Source organism: Bacilli bacterium (assembly GCA_035326105.1).
Taxonomy (GTDB): Bacteria; Bacillota_I; Bacilli_A; order RFN20; family CAG-826; genus UBA7706.
The window spans coordinates 352,991-375,800 of the sequence record DAOKYO010000001.1 but is presented as its reverse complement, the minus strand read 5'-3'; the positions used below and the strand labels follow the sequence as shown (position 1 = coordinate 375,800).

The following is a 22,810-nucleotide window of genomic DNA, read 5'->3' as shown; positions in this document are numbered from 1 at the left end:
CTGCTTAATTGTCGTTATCGATGGCTTCTTGCATCGTTTGGTCCATAAAATCGACAAAATTATGCGCCGTCATTTGCCCACTCAACCACACTGACATTTTTTGATTAATTATTTGATCAACTGAATTGTAGTAGGTCGTATACGGCACATGCAAACCATGATCTAATCCATCAACAAAACATTGAACATCAGAGGCAGTGAATTTTTCGTCTAAAGCATTCTCATAGGTGGATAAAGCATCACGGCGAACGGGAATACCTCCTACTCCAGTAGCACTCAAAGCGGCAACCGCTTCTTGAGAAAGAAGAGCTTTGATGGCTTTTTTATCTTGAACTGGGGTCTTACTATTTCTTACAGCGAAGAAACAGTCGGTAAATTCTGAACTATAAGCTGATTGTCCCTCAATGCCAGTTGGAGTTGCCGCTACCCCCACATTAAATTGAACCAATTTCTCGTTTGTCATATCGCCCATCCACCAAGCACCATCAACAATCATGGCCATATTTCCGGCTTGAAACTTATCCATGGCCGTTTCAATACTAGTATCCGATGGTTTCGGCATTGAATTGTCAGTTTGGATCATACTATCGAACCAATCGTATACTTTATAAAACGGCTCGGATTTGATCGCACTATTACCGCTACTATTAAAAACGTTATCGCCCCCAGCTGATTTGGCGTACATTCCGGCATAGGCGAGATACGGTCCCGCAGAAAAACCAAAATCACGATTTGGTCGCGATCCCGATGACAGTTTAGCCGCCATATCTCTTATCTGTTCAAAGGTGGCCGGATTATTCCAATCACTGCTAGGATAATTAATCATTAAACTCTCATCTTTTCCTGTGTTATAGGCGTCAAAGTAATCTTTGTTATAGTAAAGAACCATATGCTGAATCCCCGTCGGCATCCCATAGTATTTCCCGTTACTATAAGCGACTCCACCGAAAGCTGATTCTACATAGTCGTCCATGTTAAGACTATTATATACTTCGGATAAATCCTGCAATTGATTGCGTTTAATCATCAGTGGGATATGACTTTCGGCTATCCGCCCGATTGTTCCACCGATACCCCCGGCCATATTCGAAGCCACCTTTGTGTAGTATTTATCCCACTCATCGGTTTGAATAATATCCGGTTCAATTTTTATGTTATCATCGGCTAGGACTTCGTTAGCCGCATCAATCATTGCTAACCATCCCGCATTTTCATTGACCGAGTTCATCAGCGACATTTTTACGATGGTAAGCCCCCCTTCGCTTGAACTTCCACCTCCACAACTTGCTAGTAGCATCGGTAACAATAGTAACATCACACGTTTAATCTTTTTGTTTTCCATCTCAAGTTTCCTCCTTTTTTACTTGATTCCCGTCGTTGCGATACCTTGAACAAAGTATTTTTGCGACTTTAAATAAACAATGGAAATAGGAATAATCGAAAGAGTCGTCGCCGCCATAATCATTCCCCATTGAACACCGTTAGCGTGCGTGTCTTTGAGACTGGCGATAAATAAAGCTATGGTCATCTTATCGGGACTAGACAAATAGATTAGTTGACCAAAATAGTTGTTCCAAGATCCAATAAATGTAAATAAGCCCAGAATGATTAATGCCGGTTTACATAGAGGTAGGATAATATGCAAATACTTGCGGAAATATCCACAGCCATCAATTTCAGCCGCTTCCAATAGTTCGTTTGGTATTGAAACCATAAACTGGCGAAGCATAAAGACGCCGTAAGTATTAATGAATATCCCCGGAATGATAAGGGGAAGAAAGGTGTCCGTCCATCCGATTTTGGCAAACACCATAAACAATGGAAGTATCGTCACTTGCCCCGGAATCATTAAAGTAGCGATAAAAAGAGCGTAAATTCCATTCTTCCCTTTAAAGCGTAATTTAGCAAATGCATAAGCGGCCAATGAGGAAGTAAAAAGAGTGCCGATAGTTAAAGTTGTCGAAATAATAAGCGAGTTTAAATATGCTCGCCACAACATTCCATTTTGCGCTAAAAACACGCTGATATAACTGTCTAAGGACAAATGTAATGTAAATATATCCACTGGAGTCTTGAAAATTTCATTAGGTAATTTCAATGAATTTAACACCATCCAGTAAAAAGGAAAAATGGCAATTAACGACACACATATCAAGGCGATGGTTATTACAACATTTGAGGCTTTTATCTTTTTTTTCTTGTTCTTTAATGTGGTTTTCATTATTCAAACACCACCTTTTTCTTAAACTTGAATTGAATTAGTGTTACAAAACCAACAAAGATAAACAGCACCCAACTAGCCACGGAAGCCTTTCCCATATCAAACTCGCTAAAGGCTTGAAAGTATATATACATTGAAAGGGTATATGTTGAATAATCTGGACCGCCTCCCGTCATAATGTAAACTTCATTAAAAATGTTAAAAACATCGATGCAAAGCATAACCATAACAAAGAACATAACGGGGGATAATAATGGCAGGGTGATTTTTTTAATTTTTTGCCAAACATTCGCCCCGTCAATTTCGGCTGCTTCATACAAGTCTCCTGGAATATTCTTTAATCCGGCATCAAAAATAATGTAGTAATACCCCATTTTTAACCAAATAATAACCACCACTACCGCAAAACGGGCATATCGACTATCGGTTAGCCAGGCTGGAGGATTGCTTATTCCTAATCCCATTAATAGAGAATTTAAAACTCCTCCATTGGGTTCATAGATAAAATACCAAACCATCGCAATCGCTACCGTTGAAGTAACCATCGGAAGGAAAAAAGCCGCTCGATATAGTTTTAGAAAATGCAATTTTCGATTAGTTAGGATAGCTAGTGTCAGACTGGTGAATATAGTCAAAGGAACAGCTAACACTAAATAGATGAATGTATTGCCGATTGATTTCCAAAATACCCGATCACTAAAAATTGCTTTGACGTTATCCAAACCAACAAATGTCGGAAAATCGATAAAATTCCACTGGGCAAAGCATAAATACAAAGAGAAAACTAAAGGGAAAACAACAAATAAAACAAATCCCAAAACCTGCGGGGCAATGAGTATCCAGCCAACTCGATTCTCCTTTTTTTCGCGCTTAGTCATTTAAGTAGAGCTCCTCATATTTTTTCGCTTGCTCAATAATTTTAATAATTTTAGGTAATCCATTTTTTATAGTGCCATCAACTAAGGCCATCGTCGGTATTATTCCTTTTCTTAGTGGCACCATTACTTCATCGTTGATTCCCAATTCATGAACACCCGTTGATCCTCTTGCAACATCGCCTAGACATAGGTGAGCAAATTCGCGAGCATAATTTGTAAAGATGTTTTCATTGGGTTGATCATGATAATGTAGCCGACCTTCCGTATGTCCGCTTTGAAAAAGGGGCATAGCCATCGTCAGTCCGTCATACCAGCCTTCACCCGAGATTAGAAAATTAGGCCTTCCGGCTTTTAATCGCCGGCAAAGTTCATACACTCCCGGAACAACATCATATCGCCGATCGTTCACCCAACAGGCGGCAATATCTAGGAAAGCGGCATCAAAACCATAAATCTTTGTCGCATTATCTATTTCATTAAATAGTTTATTTTGCCATTTAGGAGCACCCGGGTTAAGTTGAGAGTTGACATTATGATCATAATGACGGGCCGAATCCCAATCTACGGATCCATTTCTCATCATGCCGCCGCTGGCTAAAATAAATTCACTTTGAGGCCCCCACATGCCAAAATCATTCAAATTGTGATTGGCCATATTTATGCCATACATCGCCATCACTTTGACTCCTAATTTATGGGCACCATCGACCAAATTCTTCAGTCCTTTGTTTCCACCTAGTCGATCATCAGCAACGTAATTTCCATATTTAAAATAATAGCGACCCTCCCACCCGGGAATATAGAATAAAATGTGTTTGCCATCAATGTACTGACATAGTGCTTTTAAGTCGTCAAGCGCACTTTGATATGTGTGAAAAATCTTCCCTGTCCAATGTTCCATATGGCATGTTACGACCAGAGAAATATCATGAAACCAAGATGGCACATCGCTGCGTTCATCAAATGGAACTAAGTGATAATTCTGGCAATTAATAGATTCCATTGCGCGAAATATACTATCGATTGAATTAGAAAAGCCTATTTCCCAAAGGGGAACATCTATCGCATTTTTGATGTCGGTAGCTAAATCTTCAAAAATCAACTCCACCCGCATTGTTCCGTCATCATTGCTTTTTAAAAAAAATCTTTTTTCCCGAACTTTTTTATCGTGCGAGCGAACGTAAAGGTAACCGCCATCGGCAAGAGCAAAAATTAATTGGGGAGTATTTATTGACCTCCAGCCTTCGGGATAGTGATATAGATTGCCATAATTTGTAATCTCAACTGGGCCGGATGGAAGTGATACTAGTTTCCCTTGCGGTAAATCTAAAAGAGAAAGTTTAAGGCATCTGATCGGCTGATCGAGTAAAGCATCAATTTTTATCTGACTATTTTTTTGGCTTACTTCATTGATCTGAATGCTTACTTTAGACCCCTCAACTGTCTGATCATCACCCCATAAAATTGTATGGGATTGCAAGATATCATGATTTTTGATAAGCGTATTCGGCGCAATGGTAAAAAGATTATCAAAGGAAAAAATTTCCACTGTAGCATGATATTTATTAATCGTAAACACTTCATTTTGAGGGATAAAACTTAAATCCTGCATTTGCATAAATATGTATTAGGGGCCAAAGCCGCCTCTACCTTTCCTTTTTAACTAATAAGCGTCAAAACTAAACAATCAACAGTAAACCAGTTGCTGCCATCTTCTCTTGTGACATAAATATGATTGCGGCCGTAATTTAATACGATTTCAATTTCATCGGGAGCCAGAACCGGATCATTCCATGCCTTACCCCCCGTATAGGGAAGAGCAATCGTCTGCATAATTGTTTCCTCATTTACTCGAATAGAAGCAATTGACTGATTGTCCCCATTGGTATGGGAATAAGCAATCTGAACTCGATAGGTACCGGCTTGAGCAATATTTGCCCAAATATCCACCCCTTGCCCAGTTGCGTTTATTCCGCCTTGAGTATAATGATTGCTCGCATTTGCATTATAGGCAGCCGCATCGCCACTATTATTGACTTTAGCTAATTCACCTTCCAATTTAGTACTGGTAAAAATTGGCCCGCTTTCTAATGGGACGTAATCATTTCCCGTGCCTTTAATAACAAAATAGTCAAGTTCAGCCCAACCACCATAGGCTGGATTATCAGAACTGATTCCATCCTTTATGACTGCAATTCGATTCCATCCTTCATCAAGATTAATCGATACTGTCACCGATGATGGATTATAACTATTCTCTGCTCCCCAGCCAGTATTTACTGAATATACGGCTTTAGCAGAATATTCGCCGTTAACATAGACATTATGGTAGGAATTGGGCGAACCCGTCGTGTAGTAGATTTCAAAATCATGGGCCCCGGGTATATATGAATAAAAGTCAATTTGCACCCCTTGCCCGCAGTTATCGATAGCGCCAACATATGCTCCTCCATGAGCAAGGCTATTTTCCCGGTACATATTTTGATTGATAAGCCCCGTCTCAGCTTCCACTAGTGCATCTTCTTCAACGGGCCTTCTTTGACATGTATAATCAATTTTAATTGAGTAAATTTGCGTGTCATCATTGGCAATTACTTTAAAGAAGTTCATTGATGGGCTAACGGAATAAGCAATGCCACTTTGAAGCGTATCCGTAAGTGTGAAATCATCTGCTGTATATCCCGCTTTTAACGATACTGGCGTTGAACTTATATAAATGACTGTGATAGTGCCGATACCGGATATGGCATCGAGGTTTCTAATATAACCGTCTAAGCCCAAGAAGGCATGCTGATCGGCCGCGCTTTTAACTTGTCCGTATTCATAATGAATAGGATTCCCTAATGGCGTAGCAACTGCATTTTCATAGAAGTCAGTTATTATATCTGGCGAGACACTTGGCGCATTGCTTGAAGTTAAATTAATTTCATATGCCGTATCTGTAGCTCTAGGAAAAAGGATATCTTCCGAATTATTTTGTGTTACATAGAAACCAAGGACTAGCGAAGACAGAGCCAAAAGGGCAAATGTTAGTTTTCCTTTTTTCATATTATTTACTCCGCTTCAATTAATGAAAGCGTAATATAGTCAACTTGGAATGATTGAGATCCTTCGTTCTTTTTGCAGTAGATAAAATTATCGCCCGCATTAAGAGTAATCTCCACTGTGCTCGAATTTACCACCGGATTTCCCCATCCTAAGTTGGTAGTAGGTAAATTCATAATGATTGGCGTCCGGTCTTCACTGGTAGTAAAAGTAGCAAATGTATTCCCTTCAGTATTAGCGTGCGCGTATGCCAATTCAACTCGGTAAGTTCCTGTTTTAGGTGCACTAAAATGCCATTCAATTCCGTCGCCAACAGCATCGATATTACCCTGAATATAATGGTTGCTTGCATTTTCAGAATAGGTAGCCGGATTCGATGTAGTCCAGGCATCACCATTCCATTTAATCTGCGTGCCTAATTCTCCTTCTAACTTATAGACCGGGTTTCCTACAATAAAATCATCCGGATTATACTCTTCGCCCGTTCCTTTTATGACAAAATAATCTAGTTCGGCCCACCCTCCATATGATGGATCATCGGCGCTGGTGCCGTCTTTAATAACATCTATCGTATTCCATCCACCAACTAAATTAATCGTTACTGTGACTTCAGCCGCATTATAACTGCCGATTCCGCCCCATCCGGTATTTTCTTCATATACGGCGGTTGCTTGATTTACGCCATTAACGTAAACATTGTGGTAGGAACCAACAACGCCTGTAGTATAGTAAATTTCGAAATCATGACCGCCGGCGATGTAAGAGTAATACTCAAAATGAACGCCTTGGCCGCAGTTGTCTATTCCTCCGGCATACGCTCCTCCATGCGCCAAATCATTGTTACGAAATGTCGAATTATTTTTATCACCAAAACCAATAAGTCCATTTTCCGCCTCTAATATGACATCCTTTTCGGAAATAAGAACTTCGATTTCTAAAGTTGCTGCTTCACTTCGGCCATTGTTAGCCACCGCAACAACAGAAAGCATATTCGTTCCTTCAAGCCCTAAGCCATCAGTATCATACGATGTTGTATCAATTGTCGAATTAAAAACAACTGCATCTTCTTTCGTAATCTCTATTTCGTAGGCCTCGGCTCCACTAACTTCATTAAACGAGATTACCCCATTAGCAAATTGCAGATTTTGAGGAGCGTCAAGCGTCACCGGGAGCGAAATGCTTCCCGAGGATGTGGTTGAATTCCCACCGCTAATACTTTCCTCTTTGCCACCACAACCAGTCAAACTTAGAAGTGCGACAAGCGTTAACACATAAGTAAATTTCTTTTTCATAGTTCCTCCTTGAATTTCTATGAATTCCCTAAAAATAAATGCACATCATACTTTTTTACTGTTGAAGGAAGAGAATTGTTCTCTTCCACCTGACAAAGCAAAATTTCTGTTGCATCTTTAACCATCTTTGAATAATCGGCCTGAATAGAAGTTATATCAAACGGGTAATCGAGAATTCGGCTAACAGCATCGTAACCGATAACTTTTATCCTCTGCGAATCATAATGATTATTATCATGCATTTTATTAATTATTCTTGAAGCTAATTGATCATTAAAACAGAATATGCCATCAACTCCGCTGCTTACTATTTTCTCTACATTTTGTTCAAAATATGTAGCATCAATCGAAGCGACATTTTTTATGCCTAATGCCTGCGAACGCTTGATAAATCCATCTCGCCGAGGAATGCTGCATTCAATAGTGGAGACCTCAGCATAAGCCAAGTTTTTGCATCCTTTACTTATTAAGTATTCTGCAGCTTGTTCCCCACCCTGAATATCATCGGTATAAACAATATTTAAGTTCGGCTCACTTGATGTCCTTCCGAATAAAAGCAAGGGTAACTTATTAAGCGTCGCCATAATCACTGCTTCATGTTCCGGAACAATAAAGGTTACAACCGCATCGGCTTTAATCTTTATGCACTCTTTAATGAGATCTTCTGATAGCTTATAACCCGTGGCGGGGACCACCATGGCATAGTAATTGCGCTGGGCAAACTCTCTGATCATCATTTCAACAATCATTCCAAAATATGGGGAGGCAATATTGTCAAGAACTATGGCGATAATTTGGCTCTTTCCACTGCGTAGTGATTGAGCAATTGAATTTGGTATATAGCCTAATTCCACAGCCTTTGCCCGAACTATTTTTTTAGTTTCCTGCGATATATCATCGCAATCGCGAAGTGCGTGCGATACCGTGTTAATTGATAAATTTAGTTCGCTAGCAATCGTTTTTAGACCTATACTATTTTTAATCATACTGGAAGCCCTTTCACGTCAATAAAATATCAAACATTAACGTTAATGTATACATATTTAGTGGCAATAATGCTAAAAAGTAATAAAAAAAATTAAGTTCTAAAGCCACTTTTTCAGAACTTAATTATTTTTTTAATGATAAATAGAATAATCTGATTTTAATAAAATATCGTTGAAAACTTATCCCTTTAATCCATTTGATTGCCGAATCATATCTTCAATAACAATGTCAAATATTTCCCCTAGCGAAGAGCAATACTCAAGTACTTTCCAAGGTTCATTCGTATGATAATGAATTTTAATCAGTTCAGGATCGCCCACAACCAGTAAACAATCGCCAATGAAATTATCCTGAATGTAGTCGATAATGGTATCCTCAGATAAGTTTTGTCCTTCAATCAATAATTGCGTATCGTAACGAAATTCTGTCTCTTCCATTTTCTCGCACCTCTGTCTTTCTAATAATATCAATATAGAACATTTATTCAAAGCAAATAATATAGATAATCAATTTTGATAAGTCTCTTAAAACTGAAACACATAAGACTTCTTATCGTCTTTCTACTCATCGTTAAGCATTTCCTTTTCTAGAGGAAAGAGTAAATCTTCCACCCATTTTTTAAAACATAAAAATCTAAATCCCTGAAACAATCTTATATGACTACTAGAAGCGACGCCTTATTTTGCTTCAGTTCCACTTTCTAGGATATCGGCGTACTTATCGAATCGGTAGGTCACATATCTTTGTTTGCTCTTATCAATGGAAGAAATAATCCCCATATCAACAAAATCTTGAAGGAGTTTGCCGGCAGTCGGTTTACTTACTTCGAGTCCACTTACTACATCAGTAGAATCAATGTATGGGTGTTTCAAAAGAAGAGTTAATAAACGCAATTGATTTCCTTTGGCGTGCGAAGCACCTCTATTGATTAGGTTAATACAATCATCTCTTGTTTTAGATAACTCGCCTATCGTTTTGATGGATTGCTTGCTCATTAAAGTTACGCCGATAAGAAAGAACTTAATCCATTCTTCATATCGACCTTTAAATCTCACATCCATGAGGAGTGAATAATACTCTTGCCTATTTTCTTTAAAATAAAGGCTTAAATATATAAGCGGATAGTTAAGTACCTTGCTTTCTTTTAGCCATAATGGGATAAGAAGTCTTCCTAATCTTCCGTTTCCATCAAGGAACGGATGGATGGTTTCAAATTGATAATGAATCAAGGCAATTTTGATTAAGAATGGCACCTCAATCGTAGAATTCATATAGTTTTCTAAATCGTAAATACAATCATCCATTTTATCCACTGATGGTGGAACATAGGTGGCATTAGTTAATGTGCCTCCTGCTGGTCCGATCCAGTTTTGCGAGCGACGGACTTCCCCCGGGTTCTTGCTTTCGCCCCTAACCCCTTTTAGTAGTTCTTTGTGAAGCTCTTTAATATATCTAAAAGAAATAGGAAGAGTGTCTAATAGAGAGATTCCCATATTGAGCGCGCGCACATAGTTAACGACTTCTTCTGTATCTTTACGTTTTTTGATATCCTTTTTTTCAACTTGCAAGAAATCACTTAAAGAAGTTTGAGTTCCTTCTATCTGACTCGATACAGTAGCCTCTTTTTTAACATACATCGAAAGAAACAAATCACGATTGGGTAGAGAGGTGGCAATTCCATCTAATTGGCCAAGAAGAAGGCTAGCTTCCGATAATAAAGAAGAGAGTTCATTGTCATTGTTAATATTTATATTAAATAAAGAAGTAGGAACAAAGCAATCATAGTCGCTTTGGACATGATATATTTTTCCCGCTCTTTCGCTATATAGTTTCATACTCATCCCATCCTTTACTTAACCACATCATAATGCATTATAAGTAAACTTTCAATAGTAAACATTTACTTAAATGCAAAATAAAAGAATGTAAGTAAAGCTTTAATCAATGAAAAATGACTAAATCACTCAAAGGCTTCAAAACAATTATCGAACTACTTATCTATAATTCTATATCACTCAAAATACTTGGCAGTCGAATTAAATAAAAGAAATACTCTTATTCTTTTTCTACATACCAAGGCCCATCCCTCCTAAAAGATTTATGTAGATATCCATTAAACTAGTTTCCCCCCACTATATTTAATTCTTTATTATGATTACGTTCTTTTAACGCCCTTATTCGTAAAAATCTTTTTTCTTCGATAATACTTATTGCCCAATGAATCACCATGCCGAAACCAAACATTAAAATGATGGTATCCATGCTAAAAGCAATAGCACTATTTAAATATAGAACAAAGAATGTTCCGTAGTATAGGAAATTAACTATTAAGGAGCAGATAAGTGAGTATATCGTTTTACCCATGCCGATAAAAATTGAATCAGGAATAATCGTGAGTCCATATGCAATATAAAAGGGAGTGAGTTTAATGGTAATCGAGTAGATTGCTTGGAAGTTTTCTAATTGTTGCACATTTTGAAAAAATGGAATCCAAACTGGAATTGTTATCGCCCAAATCAATACTGAGAAAAAAACAATAAGGTAATAATTTTTTTGTTCTAACTTAAAGTAGCCATCTTTGCAGTCATGTCTTATCACTTCCGCTAAGGCTGCGATTGGAATCAAAAGCCATCCCCAAATAAAATTGTTTTCCGACCAATAATTGCCTTGCTCCGCCACCATATTAACCATTTTGCCAATCATTAAGGCATAAACAATGTTGTCAACAAATTGCTGTCCACCGGAAAACAAGCCAACTTTTGCCCAAGTTAAACCATTTGCTAAATCATCTTTTTTAAACCAACTTAATTTTAAAAATCCTTCCAGACGCAAAACGATTATGCCCACAACCGCGACTATGGAATTAGTAATAATATTAGAGATGGCTACCCCGTTTACTCCAAAATTTGGAATAAAAATAAAATCCGTTAAAATACCCAATATAATTTGAACAATCATAAAAATATAAACATTTTTTGCCTTGCCAATAACAACAAACACCACATTAATGAAACTCATTATAATGCCAATCATAAAAGAGATTGTCTCTAATCTTAAATAAGAAAATACTTCAGCAATGTCAACTGAATTGGGATTCATAAATCCCACTAAATGAAGGCCATAAATAAAAACAATAATAGAAAAAACGGCATAGATTAAAATCGTTATGACTCCCGTTTTAAAAACATGATAGGGAAAATTCAATTTATCGTTTTTGAATATTTTATTTAAAATCGAATAAAGAGGTATGATGAGGAAAGCACGTATAGTCTCATCAATTTAGTCAAACCATTCCATTTGTCCGATGACATCAATACCTTGAGTTGAAGTATTTACTGAGATTAAAAAAGTACGGACGGACATATAGACGGCCGGCACCAAACTCAATGCGCATAGTGAAAAAAATAGCACAAAATTAAAACTTCGAAAATCCCTGAAAATTTTTCTCAATTCCATAATAAATTGTTCCCTTTGTATTTTTTTGCTAAATAATTTTACCACGCCTGTTTGCATTCATTAACATATTTTATTTTTCATTTCATGCACTATTTTTTTCAAGTCAATATAAAAGCATGTAAGTTAACATGCAAGTTAACGTGTAAGTTATTATTAGTAATATATTTATGGGCATGACTTGCGTAGTAGCAGAAATAAAAGTACATGCCATATAAATTGCCATTTGAATTAGAATAAAAGAATGACTGATTCGATCTTTAAGATAATGAAAGTATCGGCTGTTTAAATTTTATTAATGACATTAAAAGTTTTTATGTCATAGGTAAATTTTCCGTCCAAAAAGTATTTAATCTTCCATTACTTTTTTAGTTCAAGAAAGCAGAAACAACCATTCTCATTAAATTATAACTCTACAAGTAATTTTATAATTTGGTCTCGTACGAAAATATATCTTCTGGAATAATCATTATCAATTGTCAAAAGCTTTATGTTATTGTCACGACATATTTGTTTTTTTAACTCATCAAGTTCTATTCTTTTGGCATTTGTGTAATGCTCATGGCCATTAAGTTCTATTATAAGAACCGGTAGTTTCGTTGTCTTACTATAAAGAACAAAATCAAAAGTAGACTTTGTTCCAAAATCAAACTTCCGTGTATTGGTAAAATTCTCCAGAACATCAGACATTTTGCGTTGTCTTTCAACAATGTATGAATTGTTAACCGAAGTAAAATGAAAAATAGTGTCAAAAAGTTCTTCTTCTTTTTTAGTATTATATTGTCGATAATTCATCGCATTAACGATTAATTTATCATCGCGCATTGTTAGCTTATCCGTTATTCCATTGTCTTTGACATAATCAACTAATTCGCATAAATCATTAGGCGTGTTTTCCGATAATTGATGAATCCAATTAACATTGCAAGGAATAATCAATTGATCTTGAGCTCTTGTAACAGCAACATTAATAAGCTCCACATTATTTTTTATCCATCCAAAAGTTTTTTTGTTAGTTTGACGAGTAATTGCGGGACTAAAATATATAACCTTTTTTTCGTCGCCTTGAAAGGAGTGAATAGTTCCAACATTCTTCGCATCCATATTCTTATCTTTTAATACTTCTTTAAATAATTCCGCCTGTCGTCTGAAGGGAGTGATAATTCCATAATTGCTGACATTGTTCGTTTGTATATGATCTATAATCGCACTTATTTCTGATAATGATGTATTTCTTTCTATTTGCTTTGCATCCATCATATTCCTGCTTAAATCAAGCAAAACAAGCGCATCTTCTCTATCATTTTCTCGCATTAATTTTAATTGTTTTTTGTAATATTTATAATTAGAGAAATTGATTATTTTTTTTGCGCATCGATAATGTTGATTGAGTAAAATAAAAGGGGAAATTGTATCATTATGCTGCGCAAGCCGCAATATAGAATTTTCTATATAATTAAATTGAGTCTCTGATATATCATATTTTCGCATCAGTTTTTCATTCAAAAACCGATTAAGTGAAATTACTGGTTTAAGTTGATTTTGATCCCCGACTAACACCATCTTTTTTCCACGCACAATACTAAATAGCGCTGGTCCTATTGGACACTGAGCCGCTTCGTCTATTACAACCATATCAAACTCTGGTTCTGGAGTTCCCAGTCTAAAAGCTGAGGCGTTTGTTGTTATAATAATTGGAAAAATCTTGATGAATCTTTTTAGATTATCCTGATTGCTAAGATACTTGTTAAATTGTTGAACCCGGTCACTCTTTTCGCTTATATTTAAAATTGCAATTAACTCCTTATAACGTTCCGAATTAAAAAGATGCTTATAAGAACTTAATGATGAATAATAAAGCCACATTAGTAAATCGGTATTCGCTCGTTTAATGTGATGTTCCGGATTATCCACTTCAAGCAAATCCAGTTCGTGAAGTCTCTTCGAAAGCTTATTAAACTCATCACTTAAAGGGATTGTTTTCAGGCTCCCATCAAAGCGTTTTATTACTGTTTGCAATGCGTCAATCTTTTCCTTAATATTTTCCTTTTCCTCATATAACTTAATCATTTGATTTATATCTTGAAAATATGTTTGACTTTGGTTGTGCTTATTCAGCAATTTTTCTTCATTTGGGCGATCAAATTCAGCTCTATATTGTTGTTCGATTTCTAAAATGCGCTCCAGCGCTTGATTGACATACTCACTGCTACCAAGTCTAATAACCGGTAGCGGAATAACTCTATTGCGATAATTAAGATTGATCAATTTATCATATATGTCATTTAACGGCTTGTTATTATTTGAGGCCATCAAAACTGTTTTCTCATTAAATAAAGCCGAAATTAGTAAATTCAGTATACTCTGCGTTTTCCCAGTACCAGGAGGCCCTTGAACAATCGTTACTGGATGCTTAAGTGCATTGTAAATTACTCGTAACTGACTTGTGTTTACTCTCTCATTTAAAGTCACTATCTCGAACTTATCTTTTTTCCCTAATCTATTAGTGCTCATACCACCAAATAAAGAAAGCAAAGGAACTGAATTTTCCTCTTTAAGTTGAGTTTCGACGCCATTAAGCTGTTCTAAAAAGGCTGAAATAAATCTATGAATCAATTTGAAAAAATATGGTCTTGAATCAAGAATTTCTCCTTTTCTTAAACTATCTTTAAGCATATCAACTGCTTCGCTTCTATTGGTGCGATATAAGTCGAGAAATTCATCAACTCCAACGTCTAGATAGTTTTGCAGGTTATGGACAAACGCCTCCTTTTCGTCCGCGGAAAAAGTGTAATTAAAATATATGTCTTTGTCGATAACCAATTCTCTAGTTGATGGATCTAGCAAAACTTTACGATAGGCAACAACATAAAATCCCTGGCTAGTAACAATGGAGAGATCATTTAAAATATACTCCTGTATATGCCGCATTTTATTTTCAACTAAATTATTAAGATTCCCGAATTTTTGAGCCATTGATTCAAGTTGAGAAAACGAAAGTTTGTATACTCCATTTCTAGCAAGCACTTGCTCATCAATCTTTTGAATAAGTACTGCATCTTGAATATAAGGATTGGTGTCAAATACAATGCAATCCTTAAGATAAGATATGATGTTCTCATTACTATAAGAATAATCGAGCCATTGCAGACTCAAAATATTGCTTTCAATTTTATCGATTAATTCATCGGGAACCTCATATGTCGTTCCACTCAAAATAAGGGCACTCTCTATTTTTTCAAAGGAAAGAAACACCATTTTATCAATTAATCCACTATTGTTTTCGTCAATTTTATTATAATTAAAAGCTTTAACACAAAGTACTTTCTTTTCAATATCTATGTCATATACGGCACACCAAAATGAAGTACGCTCTTTTTGGCTATTAAGATATTCAATAGCAATCCACTTACCTTCTTTTATTGCCGTAGAAATAGTATGTCCTATGCTATCCATGATCTGCCCCTTGTAGTGTATAGATTAGCATTTTTAGCCTAAAAAATAAACTTTTTAGGTCTGCTTTATATATTTAAGGATTAGAATTAGGGGCAATCAATTGCTTCAAATATGGAAAATCTGATTGCACAATTTTAGCTTCCTTTTTCAAAGTCGCTTTATAGGTTTCTGGATTTAAATAAAAGTTATTTTCTATAGCGCCTTGCACGCGATAAAATTTTGGCATGTTAGAAGAAGTTGAACAGTCATATACTCTATATAGCCAGTAATCTTTTTCCAATTTTAATGACTGGTTAACCTCATTTTTACTAACAAAAAAATCCACATCTTTTTGGGTGGCCGATGTCTTAACTTCAATATATATCTCATGAATCCCTCGATTATCGATGTCAAAGGATTTTATATCGTAGCCAAGAACGTCATTGTTTATAGCAACATGTTCAATTTTTTTAGCGTATTCTTCAAGGCCAAGTCTATTAAGGCGATCAATTTCAAACTCAAGAACAAGTTTTTCTCCTAGCAAACCAGTTTCGGCGTTTTCCTTAGCTCGTTTTAAATAATCGATTTTACGGTTAGATGGCGTGCTTATTTCTTTAAAGCGAGTCGGACGATCAATTTTAGGAGTCACCTCTGTGAGTTTCTGCGGATGAGGCTTTAACGCTTGATAAATAACATTCTTAATATCATCAATTGCTTTTTCTGCGTTCTCAAATTGAATAGTGTGATCGGCCAAAATGTTTGGAATTATTCCTTCGTATGAATAGCCATCAATTGTGGCAATAATGTCATCATAAAGAGCAGACAATTCATCTAAGTCCTTGTATATTTCTTCATCTGAAAAAGATTCCTTGGCAAATAAGCGACTGATTACTGTTGTTTTCTCAAAACCATAGCCGTTATCACCTTTTATTCCTCCTAAATGAATTGTATCTACAAATTCACGAGAGACAATTTTTTCCTTAAAATAACGAGCCGCTTCCTGTGCTTTCGCATACCCCTTGCTTTTGTATTTTTCTTTAAAAAATGTTATTCCTTGATTCAAAGCAAGATAAAATCCACTCATATCTTTCTTAAATAAAAAAGCGATATATAATCCCTTCTGCGGAGTTCTTGTAATATCACTGTTCATAATACAAACCCAAGGATAAAATGTCCGGGTTCCGATACCATCACTGCCCTTAATATAATAGTGAGATAAAGTGGGCCGCTTATTTAGTTCATCGACAATTTTATTGCATATCAAAATATGATCTTCGCTTGTGGCATCAACGCGATGACTTTTGTTTTTAAGATAAATATTCATAAATCTATTTAGTAAAGTAGATAATCCCATTTTTACACCCTAAAACCATTCACAGTCTATATCTAAATTGCGCTTTTAGCAAATATATGCCTAATTAGAATATAAGTATTTATTTTTTCAACTAAAATTTCATAAGAAAATCTTATCAATGGTTATCTTGGCCTACCGCCAAGTACGAGCAAGTTCATATTCAGTATATGGAGTGCTTCTTTTCCAGAAAATATCAAATCCTTCATCGCTATTTTGACACTTCGTCAATTCATTAATTATATCTCGCTTATTTTCTTTTATAAAAAAATTAGTAGACAGCCAAATCAATTGGCCGCGCATTTTTCTTGATGAATTCTTTAGCTTTTTCTTTTCTCATCATTTTGTTCCTAATTTAATAATCGCCACTATTTTTAAATACAATAAAAAAGGGCTTTAATTTTGAAATTAAAACCCTTTGTCGCCATTGCCTTAGAAAGAATGTCTTACTTTAAATTAGCTTTAAAAAAGCTTTCTATTTTATCAAACGGAATAAATTCATAGTTATCATATAGATCAGTATGAACGGCTCCCGGAATAATCATCAGTTCCTTGTTGTCGCCTTTAAGGAGCTTAAATGCCGCTTGCGAGAAGTAAAGCGAATGTGCCTTTTCACCATGAATCATTAAAACAGGATTACGAATTTCACTAACAAACGAAAGTAACTTCGCATTCAGTAAAGACATATTCGCTGTTGCTAAGAAGCCTCCATTAGCGTTTGGACATCTTTTATGATAGCCCCGTTTAGTCATGTAATACATTACATAATCTTTGAGGAAACTCGGCGCATTGGCGGGTAAACTCTCTACCGTCGGCAGTCCACCAGCTGTTTGATAAACACCATTTTTAAAATCTTCTGTTCTTTGCTTATTAAGCTTCTGTCTTAGTGCATACCGTCCATCTTCATCTAAACTATCGAAGTAGCCATAAGCTGTAACCCGCGACATGTCGTACATGGTGGAAGTTACTGTTGCTTTAATCCGTGTATCGATGGCCGCCGCATTAAGCGCAAATCCTCCCCAACCACAAATCCCGATGATGCCAATCGCTTCCGGATTGACGTTATCAAGCGTAGACAGGTAGTCAATCGCGGCCGAAAAATCCTCCGTATTAATATCGGGCGAATTGGTGTTGCGCGGTAAACCGCCCGACTCTCCTGTAAAGGAGGGGTCAAAGGCCAATGTCAAAAAGCCACGGCTTGCCATTTCTTGCGCATAAAGTCCGGACGACATCTCCTTAACCGCTCCAAAAGGTCCGGCAACGGCAAGCGCCGAAAGTTTTCCTTTATAATTCTTCGGCGTGTAAGCATCCGCTGCTAAGGTAATTCCAAACCGGTTAACAAATGTCACTTTTTGATGATCAACCATACTATTCTTGGGGAAAACTTTATCCCAATTTTGCTCTAAAACCAAATTTTCAGCTTTAAACATATTAATTTCCTTCTTTCTTACAGGGAAAGGGTAACTTGAACGTCACCCGGCCCAAAAATTCTTAATAATTCTTCCTTGGAAGTATTATTGATTTTTCCCAGGCGCGTAAACGACCAGGAATTCTTCCCATAGTAGATGACCAGATATCTTCCTTGAAAAAGGATAACATCCCCCGGTTCGGTCGTAATTGCTTCGTCATTTCGCGGCAACTCGTGACCGAGATCCCCGACTTTTTCAAAATTTTCATAATCTGACATCGGCACAACCAGAGGCTTTTCCTTTAGAATTTCAATTAAATTCCGGACGGATGAATTATCAACCAGATCCACATTCAGACTATATCCGTTTGCGCTTATATTCATAATAGAATTTTCACTTCCTTTATTTTGCACATTATCCCCACAGCCACTAAGTAAAAAGCAGACGACAAATGCCCAACTAAATAAGGCGCTTATAATCTTCTTCATCTACCGGTTCCAGCCATTCGTTACTGGTGTCCTCCCCGGGAATCTCTATCGCGATATGTGCAAACCAAGAATCTTTTTTAGCTCCATGCCAATGCTTGATCTCCGGCTTTATTTCAACGACCATTCCCGGTTCGAGGGATATCGGCTTTTTCCCTTCTTCTTGATACCAGCCTTCGCCGGCAACACAGATTAACGTCTGACCGCCGCCTTTTTTGGCGTGATGTATATGCCAATTATTTCGGCATCCGGGTTCAAATGTTACGTTAGCCATAAATAGCGGGGTTTCCTTTGGATCAGTCAACGGATTAAGATAGGAATTGCCAATAAAATACTTTGCATAATTGACATTCGGCATCCCTAATCCAAACACATTTTTCTGCTCAAAATCACTTTTAACCATATATTTCATACTATTTTTGCCCCTCGGTATATATTTTTTTGCCTATATTGAAAGCCGCCCAGGCCTTAGGCCATCCGGCATAAAAAGCGATATGCGTAACAATTGCGGCAAATTCGCTCAGACTCACTCCATTTTTCTTAGCATTGCTTATGTGATATTGAAGCGATGTGTCCGTTATTCCTTGGCTAATCAGGCTACTCAAAGTAACGATGCAGCGGGTTTTAATATCAATCCCGGAATCGTTCCAGTTTTCACCGAAGAGAATGTCATCATTATAATGAGCAAAAGCGGGGGCAAAATCTCCTAGACTTTTTCGACCGGCATCTTGTTTTATCATTTCCTTTTTCCTTTAACTTGCTTTCCTTTCCATTTCTACGATAATTTAAGTAATAGGGGAAAACAATTGCCAATATTACCAATGTGGGAATTATACCCCAGTTATGTAAAACTGGTAATTGAAGGAGGTTGAATATGCCAAAAGAAAACAAAAATGACTTGCGGGTAATCAGAACCAAGTCCGGTATTAAATCCGCGGTTAAAGAGTTGATTATGGAACTTGATGCCTCAAAAATAACCGTCCAGAGAATCACTCAAAAAGCGATGATAAATCGCAAGACATTTTATCTGCACTTCAGTTGTATAGAAGCGCTGTTTGATGATCTATTCCAAGAGCTGGTATCTGATTATGCCTCCTTTATGGATCAGTATCCCCTTATTCATTCTTTTAAGGACACGAATAAGGTGTTTTTTGAGTTTATGGCCAAACAGGAACCTTACATGGAGAAATTAGTTTGCTCCGATTCATATCAAGTTTACTCTAATCGCTTCTTTGAAGTAATGCTGAAGCGCAATCGAAGCCTTTATAATCCTTACCAAAAATATAGCCGAGAAGAGCAAAATATTATCAATACATTTCTAGGATTATCATCCGTAAACATATATCGACAATGGGTAAAAGATGGAAAGAAAATCTCTATTCAGCACTTAATTAACTTGACGGGCAACCTATTTACCGAAGGGGTTAATTCGCTTGATCTAAATTAAATAATACTGCCGTTATTGGTGTGTTTAACACAGTTAGTTATTATTTCAATCACCTCGTCAATTGGCGTCATGCATCCTTCCTTGATCCACTCCTCCATAATAGCCATCATGCCGTGAATAAAATAGGAAATATAAAATGGCTGTTTTGCGGCAGGTATGTTAAAACGGCTGAGAATCGGCATAAATATTCTTTCGCTTAATTGGCGATAACTTTTATCGGCATTCATTGTCTTAGGGTGACCGATAAATGCTTTAAATAGTTTTTTATTTTCTTTAACATAGGTCAAATAGGGGGTTAAATAGGCAGGAGTGATTAAATCCAACTTCGCAAATTCTATCGTAGTGATTTGATTGACAAAGTCACTTTGCTGATTTTGAAAAGAGAAAAAGAATTTATTTTCATAGTATTCTATCGTCTCCTCTAGAAGATCATTAATCGTTTCATAATGCAGATAGAAAGTCGAGCGATTAACTCCAGCTTCCTTGCATATTTCCTTAACTGTAATAAATTGGTATTCCTTTTTATTCAAAATATTAATCAGCGCTTCGTCAAAAAAACGAGCAGTATTGAAATATTTCGATTCGGATTTATTCATAATACTGCTCCCTTCTTATTTAGTCGGTAATCTCATTAGCCAAGGCAATAATATCCGCGGCATATTTTCTTTTTGACTTTTCTAAGATCTTGCTATAAATCGGATAATTGAATCCACAGCCAGCGAATCCTAGTAATCCTATTATAATTCCGAGGATAAACATGGCGGGGGTTTGGGGCCCGATTACCTCCATTGACAAACACATGCCAACGCCTAACACTAATGAAGAAAAAATGCCAAAGGTGTAGGTGAAGATACTTGCGGGCAATTTGGCTCGCTTATCTAATTTTTTAAGCGCGATTACCTTAGACGCATCTTTAATCGAATATTCTTGAGCGACATGCTCGGCATAAATTTTATCTGTATTCATTTTCTGCTCCTCCTTAATGACTACACCCTTAATATAGGATGCATCCTAAGTGAACCGAACAACACAGAATAATGTAAATGTTGATTTAAAGGCTTTTTGCCATTAATTAAGCTTTGCTTGTTTATACCCCAAAAGTAAGTTCATATCTGGTTCCATTACTAAAAAGAACCCCATTATTTAATCTAATACAGAGAATAATGGTATTTTTATCGGCAAAATTGTTATGCCCGTTATTAATCCACGAAGAAAAAACCTTCGCTAGTTTATTGGCTAATTTTTTATTTTCGTCTTTGCCAAAATACCCTAGATTAATAGCCACTCCATGCGCTGAAAACCACTCTCCAGATAGAGCAACATGTGGATTATGGTCAATATGCTTCATTTTATTGGATAAGGCGTGCGTAATAATATAAAAGCACTCATTTTCATAATAGACATTTACTGTTCTAACACTCGGGTAGTCACCGTTTATGGTTGCTAAAGCCAGCAGCGAGTCTTTTTTAAATCGTTCGTCCAAAATGGCTTTAATCTGTTCATTTAACATGTCGTTCTCCTTTTTTACATCAATAAATTCATTGAAACATGACTTACGTGCACAATAAAAAACAAAATCCCGGCAATGGTTAGAATATAGTTCTTTCTCCATAAACCCAAAAATACATAATATAGAGGAACCGCGGCAACCAGACATACGATCATAAGAGCTTTACTTTGATAGCCATTAAAATAAAATGCCCAACCGCCAAAATTTATGCCTAACATCACCATTGCTAGAATAAAGAAAATAAGTTCCTTTTTTGATGATAAGGAAAACCACCTTGAGTTTTTTTCAACGACAAGAATTAGGGCGGCGATTGATAATGTTCCCAATACTTTTTCTAATATGTTTAGAAACGGGGATGCTTCCGTCATTTCCATAATTGGATTCGCCGAAAGATGAAATAAGGGCATTATCCCATAGGGCAATTCTTGAACGGCAAATAAAAGAAGGCCTAAAGCAAAGAATCCTAAGTATTGGCTTTTATAAAGCCTAATCCATTTAACCATTTCATCCACAACCTTCTTAAAAAATATTATTCATTATATACCTACGATTTGTTAAAACTCAAAATATCTTAGACGACCTTTTTATTTACTTTTTCCACTGGCCAGGTAAAACCTTTTTTTCTAAAGGCGGAAAGAGGCTATTATATTTTTCGACTTCATTTCGATCCAAGCCAAAAAACACCGCTGCTTCTTTAAAAATGCCGGGATTGTTATCAAAATATCCTTTTTCTAATTCTAGGCCCATCAAAGCCGGAAATTGAGTCCCATCGTCCATCCTAATTCCTAACTTATAACAATCTTGGAACCCAAAACGTGGATAATACTCCGGCACACCCGTTATCACAACAGCTTTATAGCCAATTTTTTTAACTTCTTTGATAAATTCCTGTACTAGCATTCCCCCGATACCCTGATGCTGGTACTTAGGATCTACGCCCAAAGGACCAAAGGTAATGATATCATCACTATTATATTTAGCTATACTCCCATATATCGCTCCCACAACATAATCATTGTCTAGAGCAAGAAACGATAAATTAGAAATATAATTCGGTGAATTTCTCATTTTATGCACCAAATAATGTTCTTCACAACCAGGCATATAAACATTCCAGAAGGCCCTTTGAATGCATTCTTCCGCTTGATGATAATACTTTTTTGTCTCTTTAATAATTCTTAACATAATACTTATTCCCGATTTATTATAGCCCTATCTGTCTTTAACAAGTACGACAAAAAAATATTTTAATTAAATTACTTTAATAAAAATTATTTTCTTATATCTATCTTATGGT

General features: G+C 36.4%; 22 protein-coding genes. 1 reads left to right on the top strand and 21 read right to left on the bottom strand.

Features of this window, described 5'->3' with window-relative positions; translation table 11 throughout:
• Nucleotides 1–4: 4 nt before the first annotated feature.
• The 16 genes from PKC96_01745 to PKC96_01670 all read right to left on the bottom strand — a co-directional run bounded on the left by PKC96_01745 (nucleotide 5) and on the right by PKC96_01670 (nucleotide 19,296).
• The gene (locus PKC96_01745; GenBank protein ID HMM00050.1) at nucleotides 5–1,342 is read right to left on the bottom strand and encodes an extracellular solute-binding protein; all 1,338 of its coding nucleotides are present in this window, start codon (nucleotides 1,340–1,342) and stop codon (nucleotides 5–7) included.
• A gap of 18 nt (nucleotides 1,343–1,360) precedes the next feature.
• Nucleotides 1,361–2,221 carry a carbohydrate ABC transporter permease gene (locus PKC96_01740; protein ID HMM00049.1) on the bottom strand — a complete coding sequence of 287 codons (861 nt, stop codon included), beginning with the start codon at nucleotides 2,219–2,221 and terminating at the stop codon, nucleotides 1,361–1,363.
• Complete coding sequence (locus PKC96_01735; GenBank protein ID HMM00048.1) at nucleotides 2,221–3,099, bottom strand: sugar ABC transporter permease; 879 nt, start codon at nucleotides 3,097–3,099, stop codon at nucleotides 2,221–2,223. The genes PKC96_01740 and PKC96_01735 overlap by 1 nt, the downstream gene beginning before the upstream one ends.
• Entirely contained in the window at nucleotides 3,092–4,717 is a 1,626-nt protein-coding gene (locus tag PKC96_01730) for a hypothetical protein (GenBank protein ID HMM00047.1), read from the bottom strand. Before PKC96_01730 ends, PKC96_01735 begins: the two co-directional genes overlap by 8 nt.
• A gap of 41 nt (nucleotides 4,718–4,758) precedes the next feature.
• Nucleotides 4,759–6,147 carry a hypothetical protein gene (locus PKC96_01725; GenBank protein ID HMM00046.1) on the bottom strand — a complete coding sequence of 463 codons (1,389 nt, stop codon included), beginning with the start codon at nucleotides 6,145–6,147 and terminating at the stop codon, nucleotides 4,759–4,761.
• A 5-nt stretch (nucleotides 6,148–6,152) separates the two neighbouring features.
• Entirely contained in the window at nucleotides 6,153–7,436 is a 1,284-nt protein-coding gene (locus PKC96_01720) for a hypothetical protein (GenBank protein ID HMM00045.1), read from the bottom strand.
• Nucleotides 7,437–7,453: 17 nt separating this feature from the next.
• Nucleotides 7,454–8,422 carry a LacI family DNA-binding transcriptional regulator gene (locus PKC96_01715; protein HMM00044.1) on the bottom strand — a complete coding sequence of 323 codons (969 nt, stop codon included), beginning with the start codon at nucleotides 8,420–8,422 and terminating at the stop codon, nucleotides 7,454–7,456.
• 180 nt (nucleotides 8,423–8,602) lie between these two features.
• The gene (locus PKC96_01710; protein ID HMM00043.1) at nucleotides 8,603–8,860 is read right to left on the bottom strand and encodes a kinase to dihydroxyacetone kinase; all 258 of its coding nucleotides are present in this window, start codon (nucleotides 8,858–8,860) and stop codon (nucleotides 8,603–8,605) included.
• A gap of 240 nt (nucleotides 8,861–9,100) precedes the next feature.
• Nucleotides 9,101–10,258 carry a Fic family protein gene (locus tag PKC96_01705; GenBank protein HMM00042.1) on the bottom strand — a complete coding sequence of 386 codons (1,158 nt, stop codon included), beginning with the start codon at nucleotides 10,256–10,258 and terminating at the stop codon, nucleotides 9,101–9,103.
• Between the two features lie 283 nt (nucleotides 10,259–10,541).
• Nucleotides 10,542–11,522, bottom strand: a complete 981-nt coding sequence (locus PKC96_01700; GenBank protein HMM00041.1) for a hypothetical protein — start codon at nucleotides 11,520–11,522, stop codon at nucleotides 10,542–10,544.
• Between the two features lie 759 nt (nucleotides 11,523–12,281).
• On the bottom strand, nucleotides 12,282–15,332 hold the full coding sequence (locus PKC96_01695) for an AAA domain-containing protein (protein HMM00040.1): 3,051 nt from the start codon (nucleotides 15,330–15,332) through the stop codon (nucleotides 12,282–12,284).
• A 73-nt stretch (nucleotides 15,333–15,405) separates the two neighbouring features.
• Nucleotides 15,406–16,665, bottom strand: a complete 1,260-nt coding sequence (locus PKC96_01690; protein HMM00039.1) for a DUF3578 domain-containing protein — start codon at nucleotides 16,663–16,665, stop codon at nucleotides 15,406–15,408.
• Between the two features lie 443 nt (nucleotides 16,666–17,108).
• Entirely contained in the window at nucleotides 17,109–18,092 is a 984-nt protein-coding gene (locus PKC96_01685) for an alpha/beta hydrolase (protein HMM00038.1), read from the bottom strand.
• Between the two features lie 17 nt (nucleotides 18,093–18,109).
• Nucleotides 18,110–18,559, bottom strand: a complete 450-nt coding sequence (locus tag PKC96_01680; GenBank protein HMM00037.1) for a cyclophilin-like fold protein — start codon at nucleotides 18,557–18,559, stop codon at nucleotides 18,110–18,112.
• Nucleotides 18,531–18,968, bottom strand: coding sequence for a cupin domain-containing protein (locus PKC96_01675; protein ID HMM00036.1), 438 nt, complete (start codon nucleotides 18,966–18,968; stop codon nucleotides 18,531–18,533). The genes PKC96_01680 and PKC96_01675 overlap by 29 nt, the downstream gene beginning before the upstream one ends.
• Before the next feature lies 1 nt (nucleotide 18,969).
• Nucleotides 18,970–19,296: a carboxymuconolactone decarboxylase family protein gene (locus tag PKC96_01670; protein ID HMM00035.1), complete on the bottom strand. Its 327-nt coding sequence runs from the start codon at nucleotides 19,294–19,296 to the stop codon at nucleotides 18,970–18,972.
• A 134-nt stretch (nucleotides 19,297–19,430) separates the two neighbouring features.
• On the opposite strand from PKC96_01670, the gene PKC96_01665 reads away from it, so the two are divergent.
• Nucleotides 19,431–20,003, top strand: a complete 573-nt coding sequence (locus PKC96_01665; protein HMM00034.1) for a TetR/AcrR family transcriptional regulator — start codon at nucleotides 19,431–19,433, stop codon at nucleotides 20,001–20,003.
• Here the strand turns inward: PKC96_01665 and PKC96_01660 are convergent.
• The 5 genes from PKC96_01660 to PKC96_01640 form a co-directional block, all read right to left on the bottom strand.
• Complete coding sequence (locus PKC96_01660) at nucleotides 20,000–20,599, bottom strand: TetR/AcrR family transcriptional regulator (GenBank protein HMM00033.1); 600 nt, start codon at nucleotides 20,597–20,599, stop codon at nucleotides 20,000–20,002. The genes PKC96_01665 and PKC96_01660 overlap by 4 nt on opposite strands.
• Nucleotides 20,600–20,618: 19 nt before the next feature.
• A complete protein-coding gene (locus PKC96_01655; GenBank protein ID HMM00032.1) occupies nucleotides 20,619–20,969 on the bottom strand; it encodes a dihydropteridine reductase in 351 nt (116 codons plus the stop codon).
• A 121-nt stretch (nucleotides 20,970–21,090) separates the two neighbouring features.
• Nucleotides 21,091–21,513, bottom strand: a complete 423-nt coding sequence (locus PKC96_01650) for a pyridoxamine 5'-phosphate oxidase family protein (protein HMM00031.1) — start codon at nucleotides 21,511–21,513, stop codon at nucleotides 21,091–21,093.
• 14 nt (nucleotides 21,514–21,527) lie between these two features.
• Entirely contained in the window at nucleotides 21,528–22,025 is a 498-nt protein-coding gene (locus PKC96_01645) for a hypothetical protein (GenBank protein ID HMM00030.1), read from the bottom strand.
• Nucleotides 22,026–22,101: 76 nt separating this feature from the next.
• A complete protein-coding gene (locus PKC96_01640; GenBank protein ID HMM00029.1) occupies nucleotides 22,102–22,698 on the bottom strand; it encodes an N-acetyltransferase in 597 nt (198 codons plus the stop codon).
• Between the last annotated feature and the right edge of the window lie 112 nt (nucleotides 22,699–22,810).